The following is a 20,944-nucleotide window of genomic DNA, read 5'->3' on the forward strand; positions in this document are numbered from 1 at the left end:
CAAGCCCGGAGTCAATCCCCCCCCCCCCCCTGAAGTTCTACAGGCATCCCGCCGCGCAAGTGCCGCTTGCTCCTGCGCCGACTTTCAAACCCCCGCCCCGCCTCCGCTACCGCGGCAAAAACAGGTACAACAACAGCCCCACGTTGAAGGCAATCACCGCCCCAATCACCCACCGCAACACCCGGCGGGCCCGCCGCGCTGCAGCCTCGGAATCTTCCTTAGGACAGCACATGGCCAGCACTCCCCGCGCCCGACAAATCAATCGGCTTCAACAACACCTGCCGCACCTCGCGAATCTCCCGCACCCCCGCATCCAGCACCGCTTGCAGCAGCGCGTGCGCGGCCGTCATCGCCTCCACCGACACCAGCCGGCTCTCCCGCAGCCGGAACTCCTCCCCATCATACAACATCTGATGTTCCTGGCGCCCATCGCTCTCCCAAAGCTGGCTCACCACCCGCCGCCCATGCCAGCCGCCCGCAAACTCGATGAACAACACCAAATTCATCCTGCGAAACAACACCGTCGGCACCTGGTTCTCGTCACAAATCTGCCGGCGGGCATCCTCCAGCGAATCCGCGTGCAAATTCGTGGCCAGCATGTGCCCGTGCCGCAGCAGCTCGAAGTACGCCCGCAACGGCTCCCCCCACAGATACGCAAAATAATGCCCCGTCCCAATCTCGTGGCAGATGTAACAACTCCGCCGCCGGTTGAACTTCGCCGCCCATTCAAGCGTGGGCAAACTGTCCGCCGCATGCAGCTCCACCCCCGGCGGCACAAAATTAAGCAGCGCCCCCATCACCGTCGTCTTCCCCGCCCCCCCGGGCAGCGCCCCCACCATGAACGACGCCCCCCGGCTGATCGCCGCCAGACAATACGCCGCCAGATCCGTGCTGAACGTCCCCGCCTCCAGCAAATCCACGATGGATAGCATCCGCCCCCCGCGCTGATTGCAGCGGTTGATCTCCCGGCAGTGTTGCTCCAGCGCGGCTTGCATGCGCCCTCCGCTCAGGCAAACACCACCCGCGTGGTGGGCGCCTCCGGATCCCACCCCCGCGTCGGTTTGCTCGTGATCGAACTCACTTCCTTGATGCTCACCTGCCGCCCCCGTGTCTTCGGCCCCTTCACGTCCACCTCCGCCGGATGGCACGTCTGCTGATTCACCTTCTGATACGGCGCCGGCTTGTACCGGATGTACAGCTCCGCCGGCGTGTCCGGCTCAAAAAACAAAATCCGCCCCTTCTCCGGCACGCATTGATAGTCCTTGTTCAAGATCATCCCGCCAAAGGTGAACCGCTTCAAATACGTCGCCTCCCGCGTCGTGTACGCCATCGTAAACACCCGCTCCCGCTCCGGCAGCCCCGCATACACCAAATCCGGCCCCACAAACAATTTCTCCGGCAGCTCGATCACCTTGTAATGGCCGTCCTTGAACACCAGCAGAATGCGGTCAAACCGCGTGCACTCCACTTTGAACTCCTCCCCCGCCACCTTGTACCCGATATACCCGCTCTCCCGGTCATACGCCACCTTGAACGCCTTGAACGCCGCCTCCCGCGTGTCCACCTCGTCAAACCGGCTGCTCCGCGTCAGCCGCGGATACTGCGGCCCATACTTCGCCAGCAGCCCCTCCAAATGCCCAATCGCATACTTCACCACATTCTTCAAATGCTTCTCCGTCTCCTTCAGCTCCCCCTTCAACCGCGCCATCTCCTGCCGGTGCTGCTCAATGTCAAACAGCGAAATCCGCCGGATGCGCACCCCCAGCAGCCGCTCAATGTCCGCCTCGCTCAACGGCCGCGCCAGCTCCGCCGCATACGGCTCAAACCCCTCCCGCACCGCCGCCTGCACCGCCTCCTGCGTCCGGCACTTCTCAATCCGCTTGTACAGCCGCTCCTCGATGAAAATCCGCTCCAGCGTGCGAAAATGCAGCTCCTCCTGCAGCCGCCCCCGCTTCAGCTCCAGCTCCCGCCGCAGAATCTCCACCAGTTGCGCCGTGTTCTCCCGCAGCACCTCGCTGGCCGTCATCTCCACCGGCCGATGCTCCTTGATCACAATGATCCGGCTGGCCAGCGTCACCTCGCAATCCGTGAACGCATACAACGCGTCCACCAGCTTCTCCGCCGTCACCCCCGGCGGGCACTTCACCTCAATCTCCACCTCCTCCGACGTGAAATCCGTCACCGACTTGACCTTGAGCTTCCCCTTCCGCGTCGCGTCCTCTATCGAGGCGATCAATGATTCCGTCGTCGTGCCGGGCGGTATCTCCTTGATCAACACCGTGGACTCGTCCTTCACCTTGATCTTCGCCCGCACCTTCACCGTCCCCTTCCCGTCCTGATAATCCCGCGCATCCATCAGCCCCCCCGTGGGAAAGTCCGGCACCACCTTGAAGGGCTGCTGCTTCAAGATCGCTATCTGCGCCTGCAACAGCTCCGGAAAATTGTGCGGCAAAATCCGCGCCGCCAAACCCACCGCAATCCCCTCCGCCCCCAGCATCAACGTCAGCGGCAGTTTGCTCGGCAGCGTCACCGGCTCCTGATTCCGCCCATCATAACTCGGCACCAGCTCGGTGATGTCATCATTAAACAGCTCCGTCCGCGCCAGCTCCGTCAACCGGCATTCAATGTACCGCGGCGCCGCCGCCGGATCCCCCGTGTACAAATTCCCAAAATTCCCCTGCCCCTCAATCAAATACCGCTTGTTCGCCAGCACCACCAGCGCCTCCCCAATCGCCGCATCCCCATGCGGATGAAACTTCATCGTGTCCCCCACCACATTCGCCACCTTGGTGAAGCGCCCGTCATCCGTCAAATGCATCGCCCACAATATCCGCCGCTGCACCGGCTTCAGCCCGTCCGCCACATGCGGAATCGCCCGATCCCGGATCACATACGACGCATACTGCAAAAAGCCCGTGTCCACCCGCCGATGCAACGCCAGCTCAATCCGCTTCGGATCAAACGCCCGATGCGCCACAGCCGCCGCCTCCCTCTCCGCCTGCACATGCGCATCCCCATTCCCATTGCCCGGTCCGTCCCCGTTGGCTTTGCCCTGGCCCTGGCCCCCATTGCCCCCGTTGCCCCCCGCCCCCACCGGCACCGCCACCGGCACCACATGCTCCCCAGCCTCCGCAGAAGCCGGCACTGCAATGCCCAAGTCCAACTGGTTGGGGTTACGTTTCTTCGATTCCGCCATATATGGTATCTGCACCCCACGGCGTCGCCGTGGCAGCATCCTGTTGTTTAATCCTCCTCCGCCATTTTGGCAATCGCAAACTCGCCGGCCTCTTCCGCCCATCCCCCCAGCCTCCGCACCCGCTTAAGCCCGCCCCCGCGGCACCTATCGGCCCCACCCCCCGCCCCTCATCCCGGCCCCGCCCGCAGGGCGTTCAACACCTCGAAATACTGCTGCAAATCCGCCACCAACACCGCCCCCGCCTGCTGCAACGCCTCCCGATACGCCGCCGCACTCCGCCCCCCGGCCAGCAACGTGACCCCCTCCGGCAGCGCCTTGCGCAACTGACTCAACTCCCCCGCCAGCGCCGGATCATCGGCCGGAAAAACAATGCTCAACGCCACCGTCCGCGCCCCGCTCCGCCGCGCCGCCCCCGCTATCTCCGCCGCCGGCAAACTCGCCCCCAAATACACCGCATTCCACCCCTGGCTGCGCGCCCCAAACGTCGCCAGCACCGCCCCCAGCTCATGCAGTTGCCCCGCCGGCGTCGCCGCCACCAACGCCGGCGCCCCCTGCACCGGAAATTGCCGCGCATGATGCAGCAAATACTCGCGAATCGTCGCCGTCGCAAAATGCTCCTCCGCCGCCGTCATCTGCCCCTGCGCCCATTCCTCCCCAATCCGTTGAGCCAGCGGCGCCACCACCTGAATCAACAAACCCTGGCTCCCCAGCTCCACGTGCAGTTGCTCCAGATGCTGCACCAAACCTGCTGCATCCAACGCCCGCACATGCCCCAGCAACCCCTCAATGGACACCCCCGGACCGTGCCACCCGTTGGGCGACACCCTCGCCGGCCCCCCCGCGGCGGCCGCCCGCCCAATCAGCTCCCGCAGCTCTTCATCCCGCAGCCGCGCAATCGCCCCTATGTTGTGCCCCTGCTCCGTGGCCTGGCGCAATAACGCCAGCCGCTGCAAATCCCGCTCGCAATAAAGACGCCGCTGTGTGTGGCTGCGCTGCGGTTGTACCGCGCCGTAGCGTTTCTCCCAAATGCGTATCACATGGGCGCTCAAGCCGGTCAACTTGGCCGCCATTTTAATGGTGTGGCAAGGTTGATCCATGCAAATTAAAACTTCCCAAGATAGCCAGTATCGCTTTTGTCGCAAATTAGAGTTTCTTTTGCATAAGCCGCGCTACATGAAATTTTTAAATATCTTAGACAAAAGATTGACAAGCACACATTTTTGTCGTATCAAGAGCAAGAAATGTTGAAACAATATTAACCATACCAGAGACAATACAGAGTATGCGCCCGAACAAAAACGTCTCCGTCAAAAAAACCGCCAAGCCCAATCGCAACCGGCGGTCCGCCCTCAAAAAATCCTCCTCCCGCTTCACCCTGCCCCAGGCCCAGCCCGCCCCGCAGGCCGCCCCGGGCAAGCTCGTGGAGCTGCAAACCGTCCCGCTTGATCCCCCCCGCCTGCCCGAGCCTCCCCAGGCCCTCGACCTCCCGCCGGTCAACTACCGCGACGAATACGAACCCACCGACAGCCTCAGCCTTTACATGCGCGAGGTGGGCGAAGTCCCCCTCCTGACCCCGGAGGAGGAAATCAAACTGGCCGCCCGCATCAAACGCGGCGACGCCAAAGCCCGCGAGCGCATGATCCGCGCCAACCTCCGCCTCGTCGTCAAAATTGCCCGCGAATACGAAGGCTACGGCCTCCCCCTCCTCGACCTCATCAACGAGGGCAACATCGGCCTCATGCGCGCCGTCGAAAAATTTGACCCCGCCAAGGGCGGCAAACTCTCCACCTACAGCTCCTGGTGGATCAAACAATCCATCCGCCGCGCCATCGCCAATCAGGCCAAAACCGTCCGCCTCCCCATCCACATGCTCGACAAAATTGCCAAGGTCCGCCGCACCGTCACGCGCCTGACCGAGGAGCTGGGCCAGGACCCCACCGACGAGGAAGTCGCCGAAGAGCTGGGCATCAGCGTCAAACGCGCCAACATGCTCCGCTCCGCCGGCGTCCGCACCTCCTCCATTGATGCCCCCATCGGCGACGACGACTCCAGCCGCATGGGCGACATCATCGCCGACGAACGCGCCGAAAATCCCTACGACATGCTCGAGCAGAAAACCATGCTCGACCTCCTCAGCGAACTCGTCGAACGCCTCCCCGAGCGCGAATACAACATCCTCCGCCTCCGCTTCGGCCTGGACGGCGGCCCCGAACGCTCCCTCGAGGAAATCGGCCGCGAATTCGGCGTCACCCGCGAGCGCATCCGCCAGCTCCAAAATCTCGCCCTCAACAAACTGCGCAAAATGATCGAAAGCCGCGAAGCCGTGCGCATCGCCGCCTGATCCGCTTTGCCGGACATGGCCCCGTGCCATGCCCGGGAGGAAAGGGGTTGGTTGGCGGGCCGGAGAACGGGGGTTCTCCGGCCCGTTTTTTTCCCCCCTCCCCTCCCGCCGCGGCATGCGCCCGGCCAATCCAGCATTGTTTGCCGCCCGCCATGCGCTAATATAAACGCCGTGAGAATCATCAGCGCGCTGCGGCTCATCGCCGGATTTCTGCTCGGCCTGACCCTCCCGGCCCCCGCCGGCTCACCCACCCTCCAACCCGTGGACCCCAGCCGCTGGCCCCACCTCTTCCGCTGGACCGATACCTGCAACGTCTATGTCCTCCGCGCCGGCGACGCCGCCCTCCTCATTGACCTCGGCGACGGCTCCGTCCTCGAACGCCTCCCCGACCTCGGCGTGCGGCGCGTCGAATGGGTCCTCTTCACCCATCACCACCGCGAGCAATGCCAGGGAGCCCCACGCCTCGCCGCCACCGCCGCCGAATTCGCCGCCCCCGCGGCCGAGCGCGACATCTTCGAGCAGCCGCTCAAATTCCGCAAACTCCACGTCCACCTCAACGACCCCTTCTCCGTCTATGGCGCCTCCTACGTCCGACCCCCCATCCAACCCATCCCCCTCGCCCTCACCTTCGAAACCAACGACCTCTTCCACTGGCGCGGCTTCGATTTCCGCTGCGTCGCCACCCCGGGCAACAGCCCCGGCAGCATGACCTACCTCCTCCGCCAGGGCGATCATTGGCTCGCCTTCAGCGGCGACCTCATGCTCGACGGCGCCCGCCTCCACACCTGGCACGACAGCGAATGGGACTACGGCTACGGCGCCGGCATCCGCGCCCTGCGCGACTCCGCCGCCCGCCTCGAAGCCCTCGCCCCCGCCTGCCTGCTCCCCGCCCACGGCCCCCTCATCCGCGACCCCCTCCCGCAACTGCGCGCCTTCCAATACAAATTGCAGCGCTTCGAAGCCCTCTACGTCCGCGGCTACGACATGCAGCGCGTGGCCACCCATCAGGACAAAATCAGCCGCCCCACCCCCATCCCCCACCTCGGCCAAATCTCCCCCCACCTCTTCAAATTCAATCTCCCCAATTTCTGGGGCAACTTCGGCCTCATCCTCGCCGACAGCGGCCGCGCCCTCGTCGTGGATTGCGGCCTCCTCGGCGAAGACCGGCTCGACGCCGCCCTCCACGGCCTCCGCCAGCACTACGGCCTCAAGGCCATTGACGCCGTCATCGTCACCCACATGCACGGCGATCACTTCCTCGAAGCCCCCCACCTCCGCCAGCGCTGGGGCGCCCAAATCTGGGCCCTCGACAACATGGTGGACAAAATGGAGCGCCCCGAGCGCTACCCCTACGCCGCCATGCTCCAGGCCTACGGCAAATCCGGCCCCGACGGCTCACCCCTCCGCCGCGTCAAGGTGGACCGCGCCTTCCGCCCCGGCGAAACCTTCTCCTGGGAAGGCTTCCGCTTCACCGTGGACTGGATGCCCGGCCAGACCGAGTTCGCCCTCTGCCTCCACGGCATCATTGACGGCCGCAAGGTGGCCTTCACCGGCGACAACCTCTTCGGCGACCCCCTCAACCCCGCCCACACCGCCCACGAAGCCGTCGTGGCCTTCAACAGCGCCATCCTCGAGGAAGGCTACATCTACGCCGGCGAATACCTCAAAAAACTGCAGCCCGACCTCATGCTGGGCGGCCACTCCTTCGTCATGGATCAACCCGCGGCCCTCATCGAGCGCTTCCGCCGCTGGGCCTACACCCTCCGCGACACCTACCAGGAATTGAGCGCCGAAAAAGACTACCGCTACATGTTCGACCCCTTCTGGGTGCGCGCCGAACCGTACCGCCTCTCCCTCCCCGCCGGCGGCGCAGCCCCCCTGCAACTCCACGTGCGCAACTTCCTGCGCGCCCCCCAGACGCATCGCATCGCAATTTGCACCCCCACCGGCCTGGCCGCCACACCCCCCGTCCTCACCGGCCGCCTCCCCGCCCAGGCCCGCCGCGCCTTCCCCATCCAGTTGCAGGCCGCCGCCCACCTCGCCCCGGGCGTCTATTTGGCCGCCTTCGATGTCACCCTGGACGGCCGCCGCTACGGCCAGCGCTTCGATGTCATCGTCGAGGTCACACCGGCCAGATAACCCCACGCCCCACCGCAGCCCCGCCCTCACGGCGCCTTCTCAAAACCCTCCTCCGGCGTCACCGCGTCCTTCAAAAATTTCTCAAAGCACTCCGGGCACACCCCGTGACTGAACGTGGCCTCCGAATGCCGCGCAATGTAACTCTCCACCTGCGTCCAGTAATTTTGATCATCGCGGATCTTCTTGCAGTAGCTGCATATCGGAATGATCCCCCGCAGTTGCTTGACCTCCTCCTGCGCCGCGTGGCATTCCCGCCGCGTGGCCGCCAGCTCGTTTTGCAGCAGCACCATCCGCACCCCCACATTGATCCGCGCCTGCAATTCCGCATGATTGAACGGTTTGACCACGTAATCATTGGCCCCGCTCTCCAGCCCCGCCACCACGTCCTCCGTCCGCCCCAACGTGGTCAGCAAAATAATGTACAGACTGCGCAACGCCGCATTCTGCCGCGCCATCCGGCAGAGCGTCGGCCCGTCCACCAGCGGCATCATCCAGTCCAATATCGCCAGTTGCGGCGCCCCCGGCTGCGCCAGCGCCTTCCACGCCTGCGCCCCGTCCGTCGTCGAGATGACCTCATGGCCCCATTTCTGCAGCAAAATGGTCAGCATCCGGTTGCTCGTCCGGTCATCCTCTGCCACCAAAATCTTCATGCATGGGCTTCCTTCCCGTTCAGGGCATGCCGCGCCTCCTCCATCTCCCGCAGCACCAGCTCATGCAGCGCGGCCGCCACCGGCAGATTCCCCTCCTTGCCCGCCTTCTCCAAATCCGCGCAACACGCCGCCAGCCGCCGCAACCCCAGGTTGGACGCCGCCCCCTTCAAGGCATGCGCCGCCGCCGCCAGCTCCCCGCCATTCCGCGCCTCCAGTCCCGCCTGCAGCCGCCCCAGATACTTCGGCGCATCCGTCAGAAACAGGCCAAACAGCTCCGCCACCGGATCCGGCATCTCCGGCGATTGCAACAGGCTCAGGTTGTTCACCGTCTCCGCATCCAGCAGCGGCAAATGCGCATACGGCGACACCCCAACCGCCGGCCTCGGCTCCACCGTCGCCGCCGGCGCCGCCGCCGGCGGCGGGCTGGCGGCCGCCCGCGTCATGGCCTCGGCCGCGCGCTGCAACGCCGCCTGCAGCGCCTGCACCTGCACCGGCTTGCTGATATAATCGTCCATCCCCGCCGCCAGGCATTTCTCCCGATCCCCCTGCAGGGCGTTGGCCGTCAGCGCGATGATGTAGGCCCGCCGCCGCTCCGGCCGCGCCCCCTCCTCCTGCCGGATGATGCGCGTCGCCTCGTAGCCGTCCATCTCCGGCATCTGGCAGTCCATCAGCACCACATCATACGGCACCGCCCGCAGCGCCTTGACCGCCTCCACCCCGTTGGCCACCGCATCGGCCACCTGCCCCATCTTCTGCAACTGCCGCACCGTCACCCGCTGATTCACAATGTTGTCCTCCGCCACCAGCACCCGCAGCCGCGGCAGCCCGGCGTGGCTCTCCACCCGCGGCAGCGCCACCGTGTGCTGCGGCCGCGCCCCGCCTCCCGCCAGCACCCGCACCAGACAATCATAAAGCCGCGATTGCTTCACCGGTTTCACCAGATAAGCGCTGATGCCCGCCTGGCTCAATGTCTCCGGCGTCAGCCGATGCCCCAGCGACGTCAGCATCACCAGCCGCGTCCCCGACAGCATCGGATCTGACTTGATCAGCCGCGCCAGCGTCAACCCGTCCATCCCCGGCATCTGCATGTCCAGCAGCGCGATGTCAAATGGCTGGCCCTTGTTGGCCGCCGCCCGCAGCGTGCTGATCGCCTCCACCCCGTCCCCCACGCATTGATCCTCCATCTGCCACGCCTCGCATTGATGGTGCAGCACCCGCCGGTTGGTGTCGCTGTCATCCACCACCAACACCCGCAATCCCGCCAGATTCGCCGCCTGATCCAGCGGCTCCGGCAGCCCCTGCCCAATCCCAAACCGGGCCGTGAACCAAAACTCGCTCCCCTTCCCCACCTGGCTGCTCAGCCCAATCTGGCCCCCCATCAACTCCACCAATTTCTTGCTGATCGCCAGCCCCAGCCCCGTCCCCCCGTACTTCCGCGTCACGCTCCCATCCGCCTGCGTGAACGCCTGGAACAACCGCTTCTGCGCCTCCGCCGGTATCCCAATCCCCGTATCCCGCACCAGAAACTTCAGCATGACCTCCTTCGGCCCGCGCTCCACCACCCCCACCTCCGCATACACCTCCCCCCGCTCGGTGAACTTCACCGCGTTGCCCAGCAAATTCGCCAGCACCTGCCGCAGCCGCCCCGGATCCCCGCGCAAACACGGCGGCACGTCCGGATGAATCCAGCACCCCAGCTCCAGCCCCTTCGCCCGCGCCCGCTCCGCCAGCAGCTCCACCGACCCCTCCACCGCCTCCGACACATCAAAGCTCACATTCTCAAACGTCAGCTTCCCCGCCTCAATCTTCGAAAAATCCAGAATGTCATTGATGATCGCCAGCAGCGCATCCGCGCTCGACCGGATCGTCTCCGCAAACTCCCGCTGCTCCTGCGTCAGCGGCGTGTCCAGCAACAATCCCGTCATCCCGATGATGCCATTCATCGGCGTCCGTATCTCATGGCTCATGTTCGCCAGAAATTCCGACTTCAACCGCGTGGACTCCAGCGCCGCATCCCGCGCCCGCTCCAGCTCCGCCTGCGTCCGCTTCAAGTCCGTGATGTCCTTCGTCACCCCCAGCGTCCCGATGATCTCCCCCCGCGCATTGCGCAACGGCACCTTCGTCGTCAGCGCCCACGTCTCCCGCCCGTCCACCCACGTCTCCCGCTCCACCTTCCCAATGATCGGACGCCCCGTCCGGATGATCTCCTGCTCATCCTCATACGCCGGCCGCGCGTGCTCCTCCGTGAAGAAATCAAAGTCCGTCTTCCCTATCGCCTCCTCCGCCGACTGGATCCCCAGCCCCGAGACCACCGTCTTGCTGCACAACAAAAACCGCGACTGCAAATCCTTGAAGTAAATCCGGTCCGGGATGTTGTCCAGCAGCGCCCGCAGCAAATCATGCTCAAACGCCAGTTGCGCCTCCACCTTCCGCCGCGCCGTGATGTCCCGAAACGTCAACACGCTCCCCGTCAAGGTGTCCGCCTCAATCAACGGCAGCAGCGTGTACTCCACCGGGATGATCCGCCCGTCCGCGCAGACAAATTCGCTCTCCCCCTCCTGCCCGTGATGCTCCCCCCCCAAAATGACCGACGCATTCACCAGAAAACTCTCCAGCGGCTGATTGGCCATGCTCTCCGGCGTCCGCCCAAACAACCGCGCCGCCGCCAGATTCGCAAATATGCACCGCCCCTCATGATCCACCCCGATGATCCCCTCGTTCACCACATTCAAAATAAGCTGATGCCGCTGCCCCAGCCGCGCCAGCAATTCCTCCGACACCTTGAACTCGGTGATGTCCTTCGATATGCCAAACGTCCCGATGATCCGCCCGCTCTCATCCCGCCACGGCATCTTCGTCGTCAGCGCCCACGTCACCCGCCCGTCCGCATACGTCTCCTTCTCCGTCACCCCCACCAGCGGCTGCCCCGTCCGGATGATCCGCTGCTCATCCTCATACGCCTGCACCGCATGCTCCGGCCCAAACAAATCCTGATCGCTCTTCCCCACCATCCCCGCCGGATCGGCAAAACCAAACCGATCCGCCAGCGCCTGGCTGCATTTGACAAACCGCGACTCCAAATCCTTGAAATAGATGCAATCCGGTATGTTCTGCAGCAGCGTCTCAAACAGATTCCGCTCGTACGCCAGCCGGCTCTCCGTCTCCGCCCGCTCCTTCCACGCTTTCTCCAATTTCTGCAGGCTGTCCCGCAAACCCACCTGCGACATCACCTGCCGCGCCAGCCGCTCCAGCGATTGAAGCTGCCCCGCGCTCAGCTTCCGCGGTTGATGATCCGCCACAATCAACGCCCCCACCGCCAGCCCCTCCGCCGCCCGCAACGGTATGCCCGCCAGAAAACAAACTTCCTGCTCCAGCCACGCCCGGCAGCGTTCCCCTCCCCGCGGATCCGTCCGCACATCCTCCATCACCACCGGCCCGTCCGCACCCACCACCATCTCGGTAAAAGATTGATGCCGCGGCACCTCCACAATGTCCGTCCCCACCACCGCCTTGCACCACGCCCGCGTGGCATCCAGAAAAGATATCAACGCGATCGGCGCCTGCGCGCAGGCCGCCGCCAAATGCGCCAAATCATCAAATGCCGCCTCCCGCTGGGTGTCCAAAATGGCCCATTCCTGCAGGGCAGCCAGCCGCTTCTGTTCCGCCACCTGGCTCATGCTCATGCTATGCCGTGTTTAGGGGTCCCGTCCAACCCGCGGCCATGCCATGGGTCAAAAGGCACATGGTCGCACACTAGGCTTCGGCATCCCGGCCCAAAACTTGAGCGCTTTTTTCCACCGCATCGGCTCCCCGCCCTGCTCGGCTCATCAGCCTCCCTTCCACCACCGGCCACCCAGAAAAAAGAAACTGGCGGAGAGAGGGAGATTCGAACTCCCGGTGGGGTATTAGCCCACTCACGCTCTCCAGGCGTGCGCTTTAAACCACTCAGCCATCTCTCCGCCGGGCCAGCCTAATCTGCCCCAAAATCCGCCCCCAGGCAACGTTTTTCCATGCCCCCTTCACCCCCCACCCCCCCGCATTTTTTCTCTTGCGCTTCCGCCAAACTGAGGCAACTTATTCAAGTATTAAAATTAAACATACTCATTTTAAGCATTAGAATCTAACCATGAGCGCCAACCCGGCCTTTCCCGACTTGACGCTGCGCCCACCGCGCAGCCCCCGCGTGCGCCTGGGCGGCTTCGTCATCCTGCCCCGCATGCTCGACAAGGGCCGCGCGCTCCTCGCCGGCAAAAATGGCGAATACAACTACGCCTGCCCCCTCGACCAGCAATTCCTGACCTTCGTCGGCGTGGACCCCGAGGCCCTCAAAGCCCAACTGGCCGCCGGCCTGGGCGACGGCGCCATCCTGCAATGGCTCGAAAAAAACGCCCAACACCCCCGCCACCCGGTGGAAATCGCCGCCTGGTCCGCCTGGCAGGAACAGCGCACCCCGGGAGCCGTCGAGCTGCGCGAGTTTTTTCATGGGGTGCACGCCAAAATTGCGCCCGAACGCACCGATGTCGTGACCTGGTTTGACCTGCTCGACCTCGACGACTTCGTCTCCTTCGGCGGCAAACCTTGAACGGCGGAACATTTTTTCGGATTTGCGGTCACCGTCGCTCGCCATAGGGCGCTAGGCGGGTGGCGGCCCGCAAAAGGCACGGATGGGTGTCCGTGCCTTTCCTTTTTTTTAGGCCCCCCTTTTTCTCTCCCCCGCCGCGCGCCGCCCCCCCCGCCTTTTTCCTTGCCCGCCTCCGCTTGAATCCCGCCCGCAACCGTGGCATATTCCCCTTAATCCTCTCATAATTTCAGACCGCCTCACTCACGCGTATGAAAGCGACACTCTCGCTGGCGGCGTTGGGGGCCTTCCTCCTGGCCCTGCCCGCCCCGGCGCAAATTTCCCCCGGCACCGCCCCCGCCTGGCGCTACACCCTCCTGGGTCCCACCACCCTCCTGGTGGATTGCCCCATCTGCGGCCGGCCTTCCATTCCCGAACCGCTGCGCGGCACCCTCGACCTCCGCCTCCTCGCCAGCAACGCCCAAAGCCAGGTCTGGGCCGTCGAAAACGTCGCCTTTTATGTCGGCGATCCCCACCAACCCTCCCGCCGCCTCACCGGCAGCGGCCTATGGCGCTGGCAGGCCCCCGACAAACAGGAAATGCTCCTCGAACTCCAGCTCACCGTTCCCGGCGTCGTCACCAATCTCCCCCTCGATTTCACCAATGCCTTCTCCCATCTGCCCCTGCCCCGCCCCCTCCTCAACCTCACCCTCACCGATACCCGCGGCAGCGCCGTCGAGGTGTACCACCTCAACCTCCTCGCCGCCCCCGCCCGCGAAATCTGGTTCTCCACCCGCCACAACTTCACCAGCGGCCTCAACATCCACGGCACCCGCGGCGACCTCCTCGCCCATACCGGCCGCGTCGTCCGCCGCCTGGGCGACCTCCTCAGCCGCCTCGGCTTGATGCCCGGCTTCTGGGCCTACAACCTCGACGCCCTGGACCTGGGGCCGCGCGGCGACATTCAATTCTCCCTCGACGAAGATGTCTTCAGTGAAACCCGCGGCCCGCTCTCCCACGGCGACCTCCTCTCCCATGAGGGCCTCGTCCTGAAAACCTACACCCAGTGGCTCGCCCCCTTCGCCCCCATGCCCCCCATCCCCAATGCCGGCCTCGACGCCGTCGGACGCCTCCCCGACGGCACCCGCGTCTTTTCCGTGCGCGAGAGCTTCTTCTCCCAATCCCTCGGCAAAGTCATCCGCCCCGGCGACCTCCTGCGCGAGGACGGCCAGATTTACCGCACCGCCGAGCAACTGCTCGCCCTCTTCAAAACCCGCGAACCGGCGGAAGTCGGCCTCGATGCCGTGTACCTCTGGCCCCACGGCGAAATCTGGTTCTCCACCGAACGCGGTTTCCAGGACGATACCCTCGGCCCCATCCTCGAAGGCGACCTCCTCAGCTCCCTCGGCTACGTCGTCTTTCGCAACCTCGATTTGCTCGCCCCCTTCCAACCCCTCGAAGACCTCGCCGACTTCGGCCTCGACGCCCTGCATGTCGTCACCGATGCCAAATCCCCGCCCGCCCAGCCCCCCCGCCTGCTCAACCTCCAGTTCAATCGCGCCACCGGCGCCCTCAACGTCGCCTGGGATGGCGACGGCCAGGTCTTCCAGCTCGAGTCCGCCCCCACGCCCCTCGGCCCCTGGCAGCCCGTCCGCCCGCCCGAACCCGGCGCCGCCACCATCCTCAACCTGCCCCCTGAGGCCCCGCCCATGCTCTTCTTCCGCGTCCGCCAATGGTGAGCGAACAAAAAACCCGGCCCGCCCCCCCTGCCTAATTCACCACCAAATACGGCCCAATCCGCACCACCCGCGGATGCCGCACCCCGTACCCAATAATCCGGCTCCGGTAACCATATCCCCCCTCAAAATACGCTGGCACCCCGTAATATGGCAGCGGTATTTGCTGTACCATCCCCGCCCAGGGCGCCGGCGGCCCCCATCCCGGCGCCAGCCACATCACCTCCGGCGCCGGCATCAGCTCCGCCCCCCACCCCGTGTTCACCTGCACCACCGTCCCCGGCGGCTCACTCCGGCCGGGCTGCTCCGCCGCCCGCCGCGCACTCCGCAACGCCTCCAGCCGGGCCTCCCTCCGGGCCCGCTCCGCCTGCTCCTGCGCCAGACGCACGGCGTCCTCCATCCGGCGCATCTCCGCCTGCACCCGCTCCTGCGCCTTTTCCAGCTCCTGAAGCTGCTGCGCCTGCGCCTGACGCGCCGCCGCACCCTCCTTCTCCACCGCCTGCGCCCAACGCAGCGTGAGCCAGTCCGCCTGCTGCTCCAGCCCTGCCAATTCCTGCCATGCCCCGTCCAGCCGCCCGCTCTGCGCCTCCAATTCCCGCTGCCGCTCCTCGAACAATAACGCCACCCCATGCCGCAATCCTTTCCGCGCCGCCAACCGGCTGACCTCCTCCGCAAACCGCCGCAAATCCTCCTCCGCCCCCTCCAACTGCCCCTTCAGCCGCCGCAACGCCAGCCGCACCCGCCCCGCATTCATATCCGATGCCCCGCTCGCCGCCAGCGCCCGCCACAACTCCGCCCGCGCCTCCTCCTGCAACAAAGCCGCCGCGCTCAGCCGGCGCTCCACCTTGTCAACCACCCGCTCGCAGGCCGCCGCCGCCTCCCGCCGCGCGGCCTCCTCCCGCCGCCGCTCCGCCGCCCAATGCCACACCGACAACAACAACATCCCCAGCAGCATCCCATTAAGCAGCCAGAGGAGATTTTTGATTGAACGACCGCCCGCAACCGGCGGCCAGGAACTCGCCGAACCCGTGACTGAAGCTGAGGCGCCCATAGGATTCATCCATCATGGTTCAACCGCCGCAACCCGCTCACTCCCTCCCCCAAAAACCACCCACCCCCTGCACTTCAAGGGGAACATCCACAACGTACGCTTCCAACCATTAGACGTCAATCCACCCCTCCCATTCACCCGCGCAACCACCGCCTTTGCGTCATTTTGGCACTGCTCACTTTTTGCGCCAACTGCGTGAGGCTGGCGCAAATCTTGCAAAATGCGACTTTCTTGCCCTCCGCGTAAATTCCCTGCATTTCTTCATTGTCAGACCGGCCAATCTCTGGCTTCATGGGGCGGGCTGCCCAGTCAGCCCCCAAAAAGTGCCCCCAACTCAAGGGCATGAAACGCGAACGAGTCAGAGTCTTTTACTCCGGCCGGGTGCAAGGGGTAGGTTTCCGGTACACGGTGAAATCCCTCACCCCGGGCTTTGAGATTTGTGGAACGGTACGAAATCTGCTTGATGGCAGGGTTGAACTCGTGGCTGAAGGGCCGCGCGCCGAGCTGGAGGCATTTTTGCAGGCCGTGCGCGATTCGGCCGTGGGCCGCTTTATCCGGCATGAAGCCATCGAATGGCTCGAAGCCCGAGGGGATTTGCGCGGATTTCAGATTACGGGTTAGACGGGACTGCAGATGACCAGGTACGCGATTATTGCCGATATCCATGCCAACCTTGAGGCCTTCAAGGTCGTGTTGGAGGATATCAAAGCCCAGAATTGCACGCACATCGTGTGCCTGGGCGATGTTGTCGGCTACGGCGCCAACCCCAAGGAGTGCCTCGATATCGTCCGCGACTTGAAAATCCCCTGCATCAAGGGCAACCACGACGAAATGTGCTCCGTGGACAAAAACCTCGAAGGCTTCAACCCCTACGCCGCCGAGGCCATCATGTGGACCCGCGACCAGCTCACCGAAGACGACCGCCAATGGCTCCGCGACCTTAAATACCAGCGCCTCATCGCCAATTTCACCATCGTCCACGCCACCCTCGACCTCCCCCACCAGTGGGGCTATGTCTTCGACAAACTCATGGCCGCCGCCAGTTTCACCTACCAAAACACCCCCGTCTGTTTCTTCGGCCATACCCACGTCCCCCTCGCCTTCATCCGCGACTCCGTCGTCCGCGGCGGCACCTATTCCAAATTCAAAGTCGAGCCTGGCAAAAAGTATTTCGTCAACGTCGGCAGCATCGGCCAGCCGCGCGACAACGACCCCCGCGCCGCCTATGTGGTGTACGACCTCGATGAAAACACCATCGAACTCCGCCGCCTCGAATACGACATCCCCGCCGCCCAGAAAAAAATCCTCGCCGCCGGCCTCCCCGCCCGTCTGGCCGAGCGCTTGGCCTACGGCAAATAAGCCTCTCCGCCCCCCCCAAGGGCTTTGCCCCTCCCTCCCGCTTGACATCCCCCCTCCCGCTGGATAGCTTCCGCCCGGCAATGGGGTTTGCCCTCCCGCCCCAGGTTGCGGGTCAACCGCCTGGCCCCACGCTCAGGCTGATAACTCCTGTCCCCCTGCCTGGGGTTTCAGCTACAGGCAACCTGCAATGAATGCTTTTTGGATTTTTATCGGCGGCGGGCTGGGCAGCCTCGCCCGCTACTGGATCTCCGGCTGGGTGGCCAGCCGCATCGGCGAAGTCTTCCCCTGGGGCACCCTCTTCGTCAATGTCTCCGGCAGCTTCCTCATCGGCCTCCTCGCCACCGTCACCGACCCCGACGGCCGCTTCTGGCTCGGCGCCACCGCCCGCCAGTTCCTCCTCCTGGGCTGCCTGGGGGGCTACACCACCTTCTCCTCCTTTAGCTGGCAGACCCTCAACTTGATCCGCGAAGGCCAGTGGGCCTGGGCCGCCGCCAACGCCCTCCTCTCCCTTTTCCTTTGTCTCCTCGCCGTCGCCGCGGGATATTTCGCCGGCATGTTCATCAATCAAAAACTTTCCTGACCCCCCTTATGCACCTCCCCAAAGAAGCCACCTTGTTGCGCATCTTCCTCGGCGAATCTGACCGCCTCGGCCACCAGCCCCTCCACGAGGCCATCGTCCTCAAAGCCCGCGAGCTCCACCTCGCCGGCGCCACCGTCCTCCGCGGCTCCATGGGCTTCGGCCGCTCCAGCCGCCTCCACACCGCCAAAATCCTCCGCCTCTCCATGGACCTCCCCCTGGTGATCGAAATCGTTGACACCGAGGATAAAATCCAGCAACTCCTCCCCTGGCTCGATCAGGTGATGAAAGGCGGCCTCGTCACCATGGAAAAAGTGCGCGTCATTGATTACCGCAGTCATCCGGACTCCCCCGAGCCGGTCAGCATTTGACGCCGCCCGCTGCCCCCCCGCCCCCCTCACCGTTTCCGCAAAACCAGCGTCTCGCTCACAAACCACGCCGTCCCCTGCCGCGCAAACAGCTCGCACCGCAATTCCACGCTCCGCCCCGGCGGCGCAATCGTAAAGGGAACCTCCAGCCTTTTGCCCCGCACCTCTCCCGTGAGCTTGTGCGGCGGTCCAGGAACCTCCTCCACCCCCAGCCCCGCCCCCTGCTGCCGCAAATTCGCCAGCGGCGCCACCCCCTCCAGCCACACCTCCCCCGTGAACACGTACAACCCCGCCTCCAGCCAGACCCGCGTCCGCCACGTCGCCGCCGTCCGCGGCCCGGCCTGGATCATCAGGGCGGCCCGCCCGTCCGGCGCGCGCCCCACCTCCATCCGCCCCCCCTCCGGCACATCCACCGCCCGCCACCCGCTCAGCCGGGCCACCCCGTTCGAAAACACCGGCGGCGCGGGCGCCGGCTCCGCCAACTGCCGCCGCAGGCTCGCATGACGTTGCTCCAGCCGCTGCGCCAGCCCCGCGGCGGCCTGCGCCACCGCGCGCCCCTCGGCCCGCGGCAGCACCGCCGCCAGGCGCCGCCCCTGCTCCTCCAGCCGGGGCTTCCACCGCTCCGGCTGAAATTCCCGCTCCACCCATCGCTCCAGGCTCGCGCGGTACAGCGCGCTCCCCTCCGGAATCTCCATAAACGCCCGCGCCACCAGCCCCCGCCAGTAGGGACGCCACGGAAAATCCGGCGTCCCCAGCAAATTGTCCATCCCGTGCGGAATGAACCACGCCCGCCGCGCCGCCGTGTCGTAATACAGCCGGTAATTATTGCGCGCCAGCCCGTAACCATCCCGATGCCCCAGCAGCACCTCCCCCGCCAGAAAACGCGCAAAATGCTCCCGATCCAGGAACACCCCCAGTTGCTCCCATCGCTTGCTCAAATCCGGCTCCCCCGCCGCCGCCGCCAGCTCCCGCAATCCCGCCCCCGCTTCCTGCGCCGGCCCAAACACCATCTCCAGCCGCCCCGTGATGTCCTGCGCCTGCACCGGCTCGTAAAACAGACCCACCCCCCGCTGCCCCTGCCGCTCCAGCCAACCCCGGTTGTACCCCTCCTTCACCACATACAAACCCAGCCGCCGACCGTTCAAACTCACCAGCGCATGCGTCGTCCGCGCCGCCGGCACGCCCCCCGCCCGAAATACCTCGCTCCCCAGCCACTCGCACAAATAACTGCCATCCTCCACCGAGTTGTTCAGGTGGATTTTCTCGCTCCCACGCAATCCGGGCGCAGGAAACTTCAACGTCCACGACGGCTTGTCCCCCACCGGCCGAAAACTCCCCGTCGCCCCCTTCAAATGGGCCTGCACATTCGTATATAGCCGCCCCTCGCACTCCACCGTCACCCGCACCTCCCGCCGCGGCTCCTGCTCCAGCGCCCGCACCGCCGCCTCCGGCGCCTGCAGATGAATCCGCCACACGTAGGGGGCCCCAAAAAGCTCCTCCGGCGCCGGGCCTGCGGGCGCAGGCGCCGGCCGCAGCCAGTGCCACAGGCCGCCGCCCGCCGCCAGCCCCAAAATCAACCACACCCATGTATATCGGCCTTTCACCAATCCTCACGCCTGCCGTTGGCCGCTGTCGCCTGCCCACCCCCAAGCCCCGCCGCCGCGGGGCCCCGTCCCTCAGCTCAGCTCACGCACAATGAACGGACTGAACTCCATCCGCAGATGCGGCGGAATGCGCGCCTTGAAGCGGGCGCTGTCCGCCAGATAATCCTTCTCCGTTATCTGGGCCACCTCGTGCAGCCGCGCGATCACCGCCGCCTCATGATGCGGCACCTCCAGCTCCAGGTAATCCCGCACCGGCCGCAGCCGCGCACTCAACTCCTCCATCAACGCCGGCAGCCCCTCCCCCGTCAGCGCCGAAATCGCCACCGCCCCCGGATGCTCCGCCAGCAGCGCCGCAATCTCCCCGCTGCCCGGCAGGCGATCCACCTTGTTGAACACCATCAGCGTCGGCTTGTCCCCCGCCTCAATCTCCTCCAGCACCTGCTGCACCGCCGCAATCTGCTCCCGCGCCCGCGGATGGCTCGCATCCACCACATGCAGCAGCAAATCCGCCATCACCACCTCCTCCAGCGTCGCCTTGAACGCGTCCACCAGTTGATGCGGCAGTTTGCGGATGAATCCCACCGTGTCCGAAAGCAGCACATTCTGATTCGTAGGCAGCCGCAACCGCCGCGTCGTCGGATCCAGCGTCGCAAACAATTTGTCCTCCGCCAGCACCCCCGCATCCGTCAACGTGTTCAGCAGCGTGCTCTTCCCCGCGTTGGTGTACCCCACCAGCGACGCCAGCGGCCAGTGGCTCCGCTGCCGCCCGCTCCGCCGCGTCTGCCGCTGCCGCCGCACCGTCTCCATCTCCTCCCGAATCTTGTCTATCCGCTCCTGCACCCGCCGCCGATCCGCCTCCAACTGCGACTCCCCCTCCCCCCCGCGGATGCCAATCCCCCCCGCCTGCCGCGAAAGATGGCCCCAGTACCGCGTCAGCCGCGGCAGCAAATGCTCCAACTGCGCCAGCTCCACCTGCAGCTTGCCCTCCCGCGTGCGCGCGCGCATGGCGAATATCTCCAGGATCAACGCCGTGCGATCCAGAATCTTGCGGTGGAATATCTTCTCCAGGTTGCGCGTCTGGGCCGGCGTCAGCTCGTCATCGAAAATCACCGTGTCCACCCCCAGCGCCTCGCATTGCGCGGCAAACTCCGCCGCCTTCCCCTGCCCAATGTACGTGGCCGGCGTGGGCGCCTCCAATTTCTGCATCCCCCGCCCCAGCACCCGCGCCCCCAGCGTAATCGCCAGCTCCGCCAGCTCCTCCAGCGAATCCTGCGCCTCGCCCCCCGGCGCGGTTTTCAGCTCCACCCCAATGAGGAACGCCCGCGCGGTGCGTTGCGCCGCAATTTCTATCAGCGCTTTCAAGGC

The 20,944-nt window shown here is 65.3% G+C and carries 17 protein-coding genes, 1 tRNA gene and 1 riboswitch; of the genes, 8 read left to right on the forward strand and 10 right to left on the reverse strand.

The window, feature by feature from the left end; genetic code table 11:
- Positions 1-106: 106 nt before the first annotated feature.
- From N3J91_16065 to N3J91_16080, 4 genes are all read right to left on the reverse strand, one after another.
- Positions 107-232, reverse strand: a complete 126-nt coding sequence (locus N3J91_16065) for a hypothetical protein (GenBank protein ID MCX8157929.1) — start codon at positions 230-232, stop codon at positions 107-109.
- Positions 219-995: a hypothetical protein gene (locus N3J91_16070; GenBank protein ID MCX8157930.1), complete on the reverse strand. Its 777-nt coding sequence runs from the start codon at positions 993-995 to the stop codon at positions 219-221. Before N3J91_16070 ends, N3J91_16065 begins: the two co-directional genes overlap by 14 nt.
- An 11-nt stretch (positions 996-1,006) precedes the next feature.
- The gene (locus N3J91_16075) at positions 1,007-3,196 is read right to left on the reverse strand and encodes a DNA topoisomerase IV subunit A (GenBank protein MCX8157931.1); all 2,190 of its coding nucleotides are present in this window, start codon (positions 3,194-3,196) and stop codon (positions 1,007-1,009) included.
- Between the two features lie 167 nt (positions 3,197-3,363).
- The gene (locus N3J91_16080) at positions 3,364-4,293 is read right to left on the reverse strand and encodes a cobalamin B12-binding domain-containing protein (GenBank protein MCX8157932.1); all 930 of its coding nucleotides are present in this window, start codon (positions 4,291-4,293) and stop codon (positions 3,364-3,366) included.
- Between the two features lie 185 nt (positions 4,294-4,478).
- Between N3J91_16080 and N3J91_16085 the strand changes: the two genes are divergently transcribed.
- Together N3J91_16085 and N3J91_16090 are read left to right on the forward strand one after the other, a co-directional pair.
- Positions 4,479-5,537, forward strand: a complete 1,059-nt coding sequence (locus N3J91_16085; protein MCX8157933.1) for an RNA polymerase sigma factor RpoD/SigA — start codon at positions 4,479-4,481, stop codon at positions 5,535-5,537.
- A 171-nt stretch (positions 5,538-5,708) separates the two neighbouring features.
- The gene (locus tag N3J91_16090; GenBank protein MCX8157934.1) at positions 5,709-7,676 is read left to right on the forward strand and encodes an MBL fold metallo-hydrolase; all 1,968 of its coding nucleotides are present in this window, start codon (positions 5,709-5,711) and stop codon (positions 7,674-7,676) included.
- 26 nt (positions 7,677-7,702) lie between these two features.
- Here the strand turns inward: N3J91_16090 and N3J91_16095 are convergent, their stop codons facing one another.
- The 3 genes from N3J91_16095 to N3J91_16105 form a co-directional block, all read right to left on the reverse strand.
- Complete coding sequence (locus N3J91_16095) at positions 7,703-8,326, reverse strand: response regulator transcription factor (protein MCX8157935.1); 624 nt, start codon at positions 8,324-8,326, stop codon at positions 7,703-7,705.
- Positions 8,323-12,009 (reverse strand): PAS domain-containing protein, encoded by a 3,687-nt coding sequence (locus tag N3J91_16100; protein ID MCX8157936.1) that lies wholly within the window; start codon positions 12,007-12,009, stop codon positions 8,323-8,325. The genes N3J91_16095 and N3J91_16100 overlap by 4 nt, the downstream gene beginning before the upstream one ends.
- A gap of 185 nt (positions 12,010-12,194) precedes the next feature.
- Positions 12,195-12,285 (reverse strand) — tRNA-Ser (locus N3J91_16105).
- 167 nt (positions 12,286-12,452) lie between these two features.
- On the opposite strand from N3J91_16105, the gene N3J91_16110 reads away from it, so the two are divergent.
- Positions 12,453-12,908, forward strand: coding sequence for a DUF5069 domain-containing protein (locus N3J91_16110; protein MCX8157937.1), 456 nt, complete (start codon positions 12,453-12,455; stop codon positions 12,906-12,908).
- 248 nt (positions 12,909-13,156) lie between these two features.
- Entirely contained in the window at positions 13,157-14,623 is a 1,467-nt protein-coding gene (locus N3J91_16115; protein ID MCX8157938.1) for a hypothetical protein, read from the forward strand.
- Positions 14,624-14,654: 31 nt separating this feature from the next.
- On the opposite strand, the gene N3J91_16120 is transcribed toward N3J91_16115, so the two are convergent.
- Positions 14,655-15,575, reverse strand: a complete 921-nt coding sequence (locus tag N3J91_16120; GenBank protein ID MCX8157939.1) for a hypothetical protein — start codon at positions 15,573-15,575, stop codon at positions 14,655-14,657.
- Between the two features lie 438 nt (positions 15,576-16,013).
- On the opposite strand from N3J91_16120, the gene N3J91_16125 reads away from it, so the two are divergent.
- The 4 genes from N3J91_16125 to N3J91_16140 all read left to right on the forward strand — a co-directional run bounded on the left by N3J91_16125 (position 16,014) and on the right by N3J91_16140 (position 17,978).
- The gene (locus N3J91_16125; protein MCX8157940.1) at positions 16,014-16,292 is read left to right on the forward strand and encodes an acylphosphatase; all 279 of its coding nucleotides are present in this window, start codon (positions 16,014-16,016) and stop codon (positions 16,290-16,292) included.
- A gap of 12 nt (positions 16,293-16,304) precedes the next feature.
- Complete coding sequence (locus tag N3J91_16130; GenBank protein ID MCX8157941.1) at positions 16,305-17,030, forward strand: metallophosphatase family protein; 726 nt, start codon at positions 16,305-16,307, stop codon at positions 17,028-17,030.
- Positions 17,031-17,097: 67 nt separating this feature from the next.
- A riboswitch (Fluoride riboswitch) is annotated at positions 17,098-17,187 on the forward strand.
- A gap of 30 nt (positions 17,188-17,217) precedes the next feature.
- Positions 17,218-17,610: a fluoride efflux transporter CrcB gene (gene crcB, locus N3J91_16135; GenBank protein ID MCX8157942.1), complete on the forward strand. Its 393-nt coding sequence runs from the start codon at positions 17,218-17,220 to the stop codon at positions 17,608-17,610.
- An 8-nt stretch (positions 17,611-17,618) separates the two neighbouring features.
- Positions 17,619-17,978, forward strand: a complete 360-nt coding sequence (locus N3J91_16140) for a DUF190 domain-containing protein (GenBank protein ID MCX8157943.1) — start codon at positions 17,619-17,621, stop codon at positions 17,976-17,978.
- A 26-nt stretch (positions 17,979-18,004) separates the two neighbouring features.
- On the opposite strand, the gene N3J91_16145 is transcribed toward N3J91_16140, so the two are convergent.
- On the reverse strand, positions 18,005-19,558 hold the full coding sequence (locus N3J91_16145) for a CotH kinase family protein (protein ID MCX8157944.1): 1,554 nt from the start codon (positions 19,556-19,558) through the stop codon (positions 18,005-18,007).
- A 93-nt stretch (positions 19,559-19,651) separates the two neighbouring features.
- Positions 19,652-20,941, reverse strand: a complete 1,290-nt coding sequence (gene hflX, locus N3J91_16150) for a GTPase HflX (protein MCX8157945.1) — start codon at positions 20,939-20,941, stop codon at positions 19,652-19,654.
- Between the last annotated feature and the right edge of the window lie 3 nt (positions 20,942-20,944).

It is taken from the genome of Verrucomicrobiia bacterium, from assembly GCA_026414565.1.
GTDB lineage: Bacteria > Verrucomicrobiota > Verrucomicrobiia > Limisphaerales > Fontisphaeraceae > Fontisphaera.

Bases quoted from the DNA above. Each gene is read 5' to 3' on its own strand.
- N3J91_16065 (MCX8157929.1), bottom strand. From the start codon at position 232: ATGTGCTGTCCTAAGGAAGATTCCGAGGCTGCAGCGCGGCGGGCCCGC.
- N3J91_16070 (MCX8157930.1), bottom strand. From the start codon at position 995: ATGCAAGCCGCGCTGGAGCAACACTGCCGGGAGATCAACCGCTGCAAT.
- N3J91_16075 (MCX8157931.1), bottom strand. From the start codon at position 3,196: ATGGCGGAATCGAAGAAACGTAACCCCAACCAGTTGGACTTGGGCATT.
- N3J91_16080 (MCX8157932.1), bottom strand. From the start codon at position 4,293: ATGGATCAACCTTGCCACACCATTAAAATGGCGGCCAAGTTGACCGGC.
- N3J91_16085 (MCX8157933.1), top strand. From the start codon at position 4,479: ATGCGCCCGAACAAAAACGTCTCCGTCAAAAAAACCGCCAAGCCCAAT.
- N3J91_16095 (MCX8157935.1), bottom strand. From the start codon at position 8,326: ATGAAGATTTTGGTGGCAGAGGATGACCGGACGAGCAACCGGATGCTG.
- N3J91_16100 (MCX8157936.1), bottom strand. From the start codon at position 12,009: ATGAGCATGAGCCAGGTGGCGGAACAGAAGCGGCTGGCTGCCCTGCAG.
- N3J91_16110 (MCX8157937.1), top strand. From the start codon at position 12,453: ATGAGCGCCAACCCGGCCTTTCCCGACTTGACGCTGCGCCCACCGCGC.
- N3J91_16115 (MCX8157938.1), top strand. From the start codon at position 13,157: ATGAAAGCGACACTCTCGCTGGCGGCGTTGGGGGCCTTCCTCCTGGCC.
- N3J91_16120 (MCX8157939.1), bottom strand. From the start codon at position 15,575: ATGCTGCTGGGGATGTTGTTGTTGTCGGTGTGGCATTGGGCGGCGGAG.
- N3J91_16125 (MCX8157940.1), top strand. From the start codon at position 16,014: ATGAAACGCGAACGAGTCAGAGTCTTTTACTCCGGCCGGGTGCAAGGG.
- N3J91_16130 (MCX8157941.1), top strand. From the start codon at position 16,305: ATGACCAGGTACGCGATTATTGCCGATATCCATGCCAACCTTGAGGCC.
- crcB (MCX8157942.1), top strand. From the start codon at position 17,218: ATGAATGCTTTTTGGATTTTTATCGGCGGCGGGCTGGGCAGCCTCGCC.
- N3J91_16140 (MCX8157943.1), top strand. From the start codon at position 17,619: ATGCACCTCCCCAAAGAAGCCACCTTGTTGCGCATCTTCCTCGGCGAA.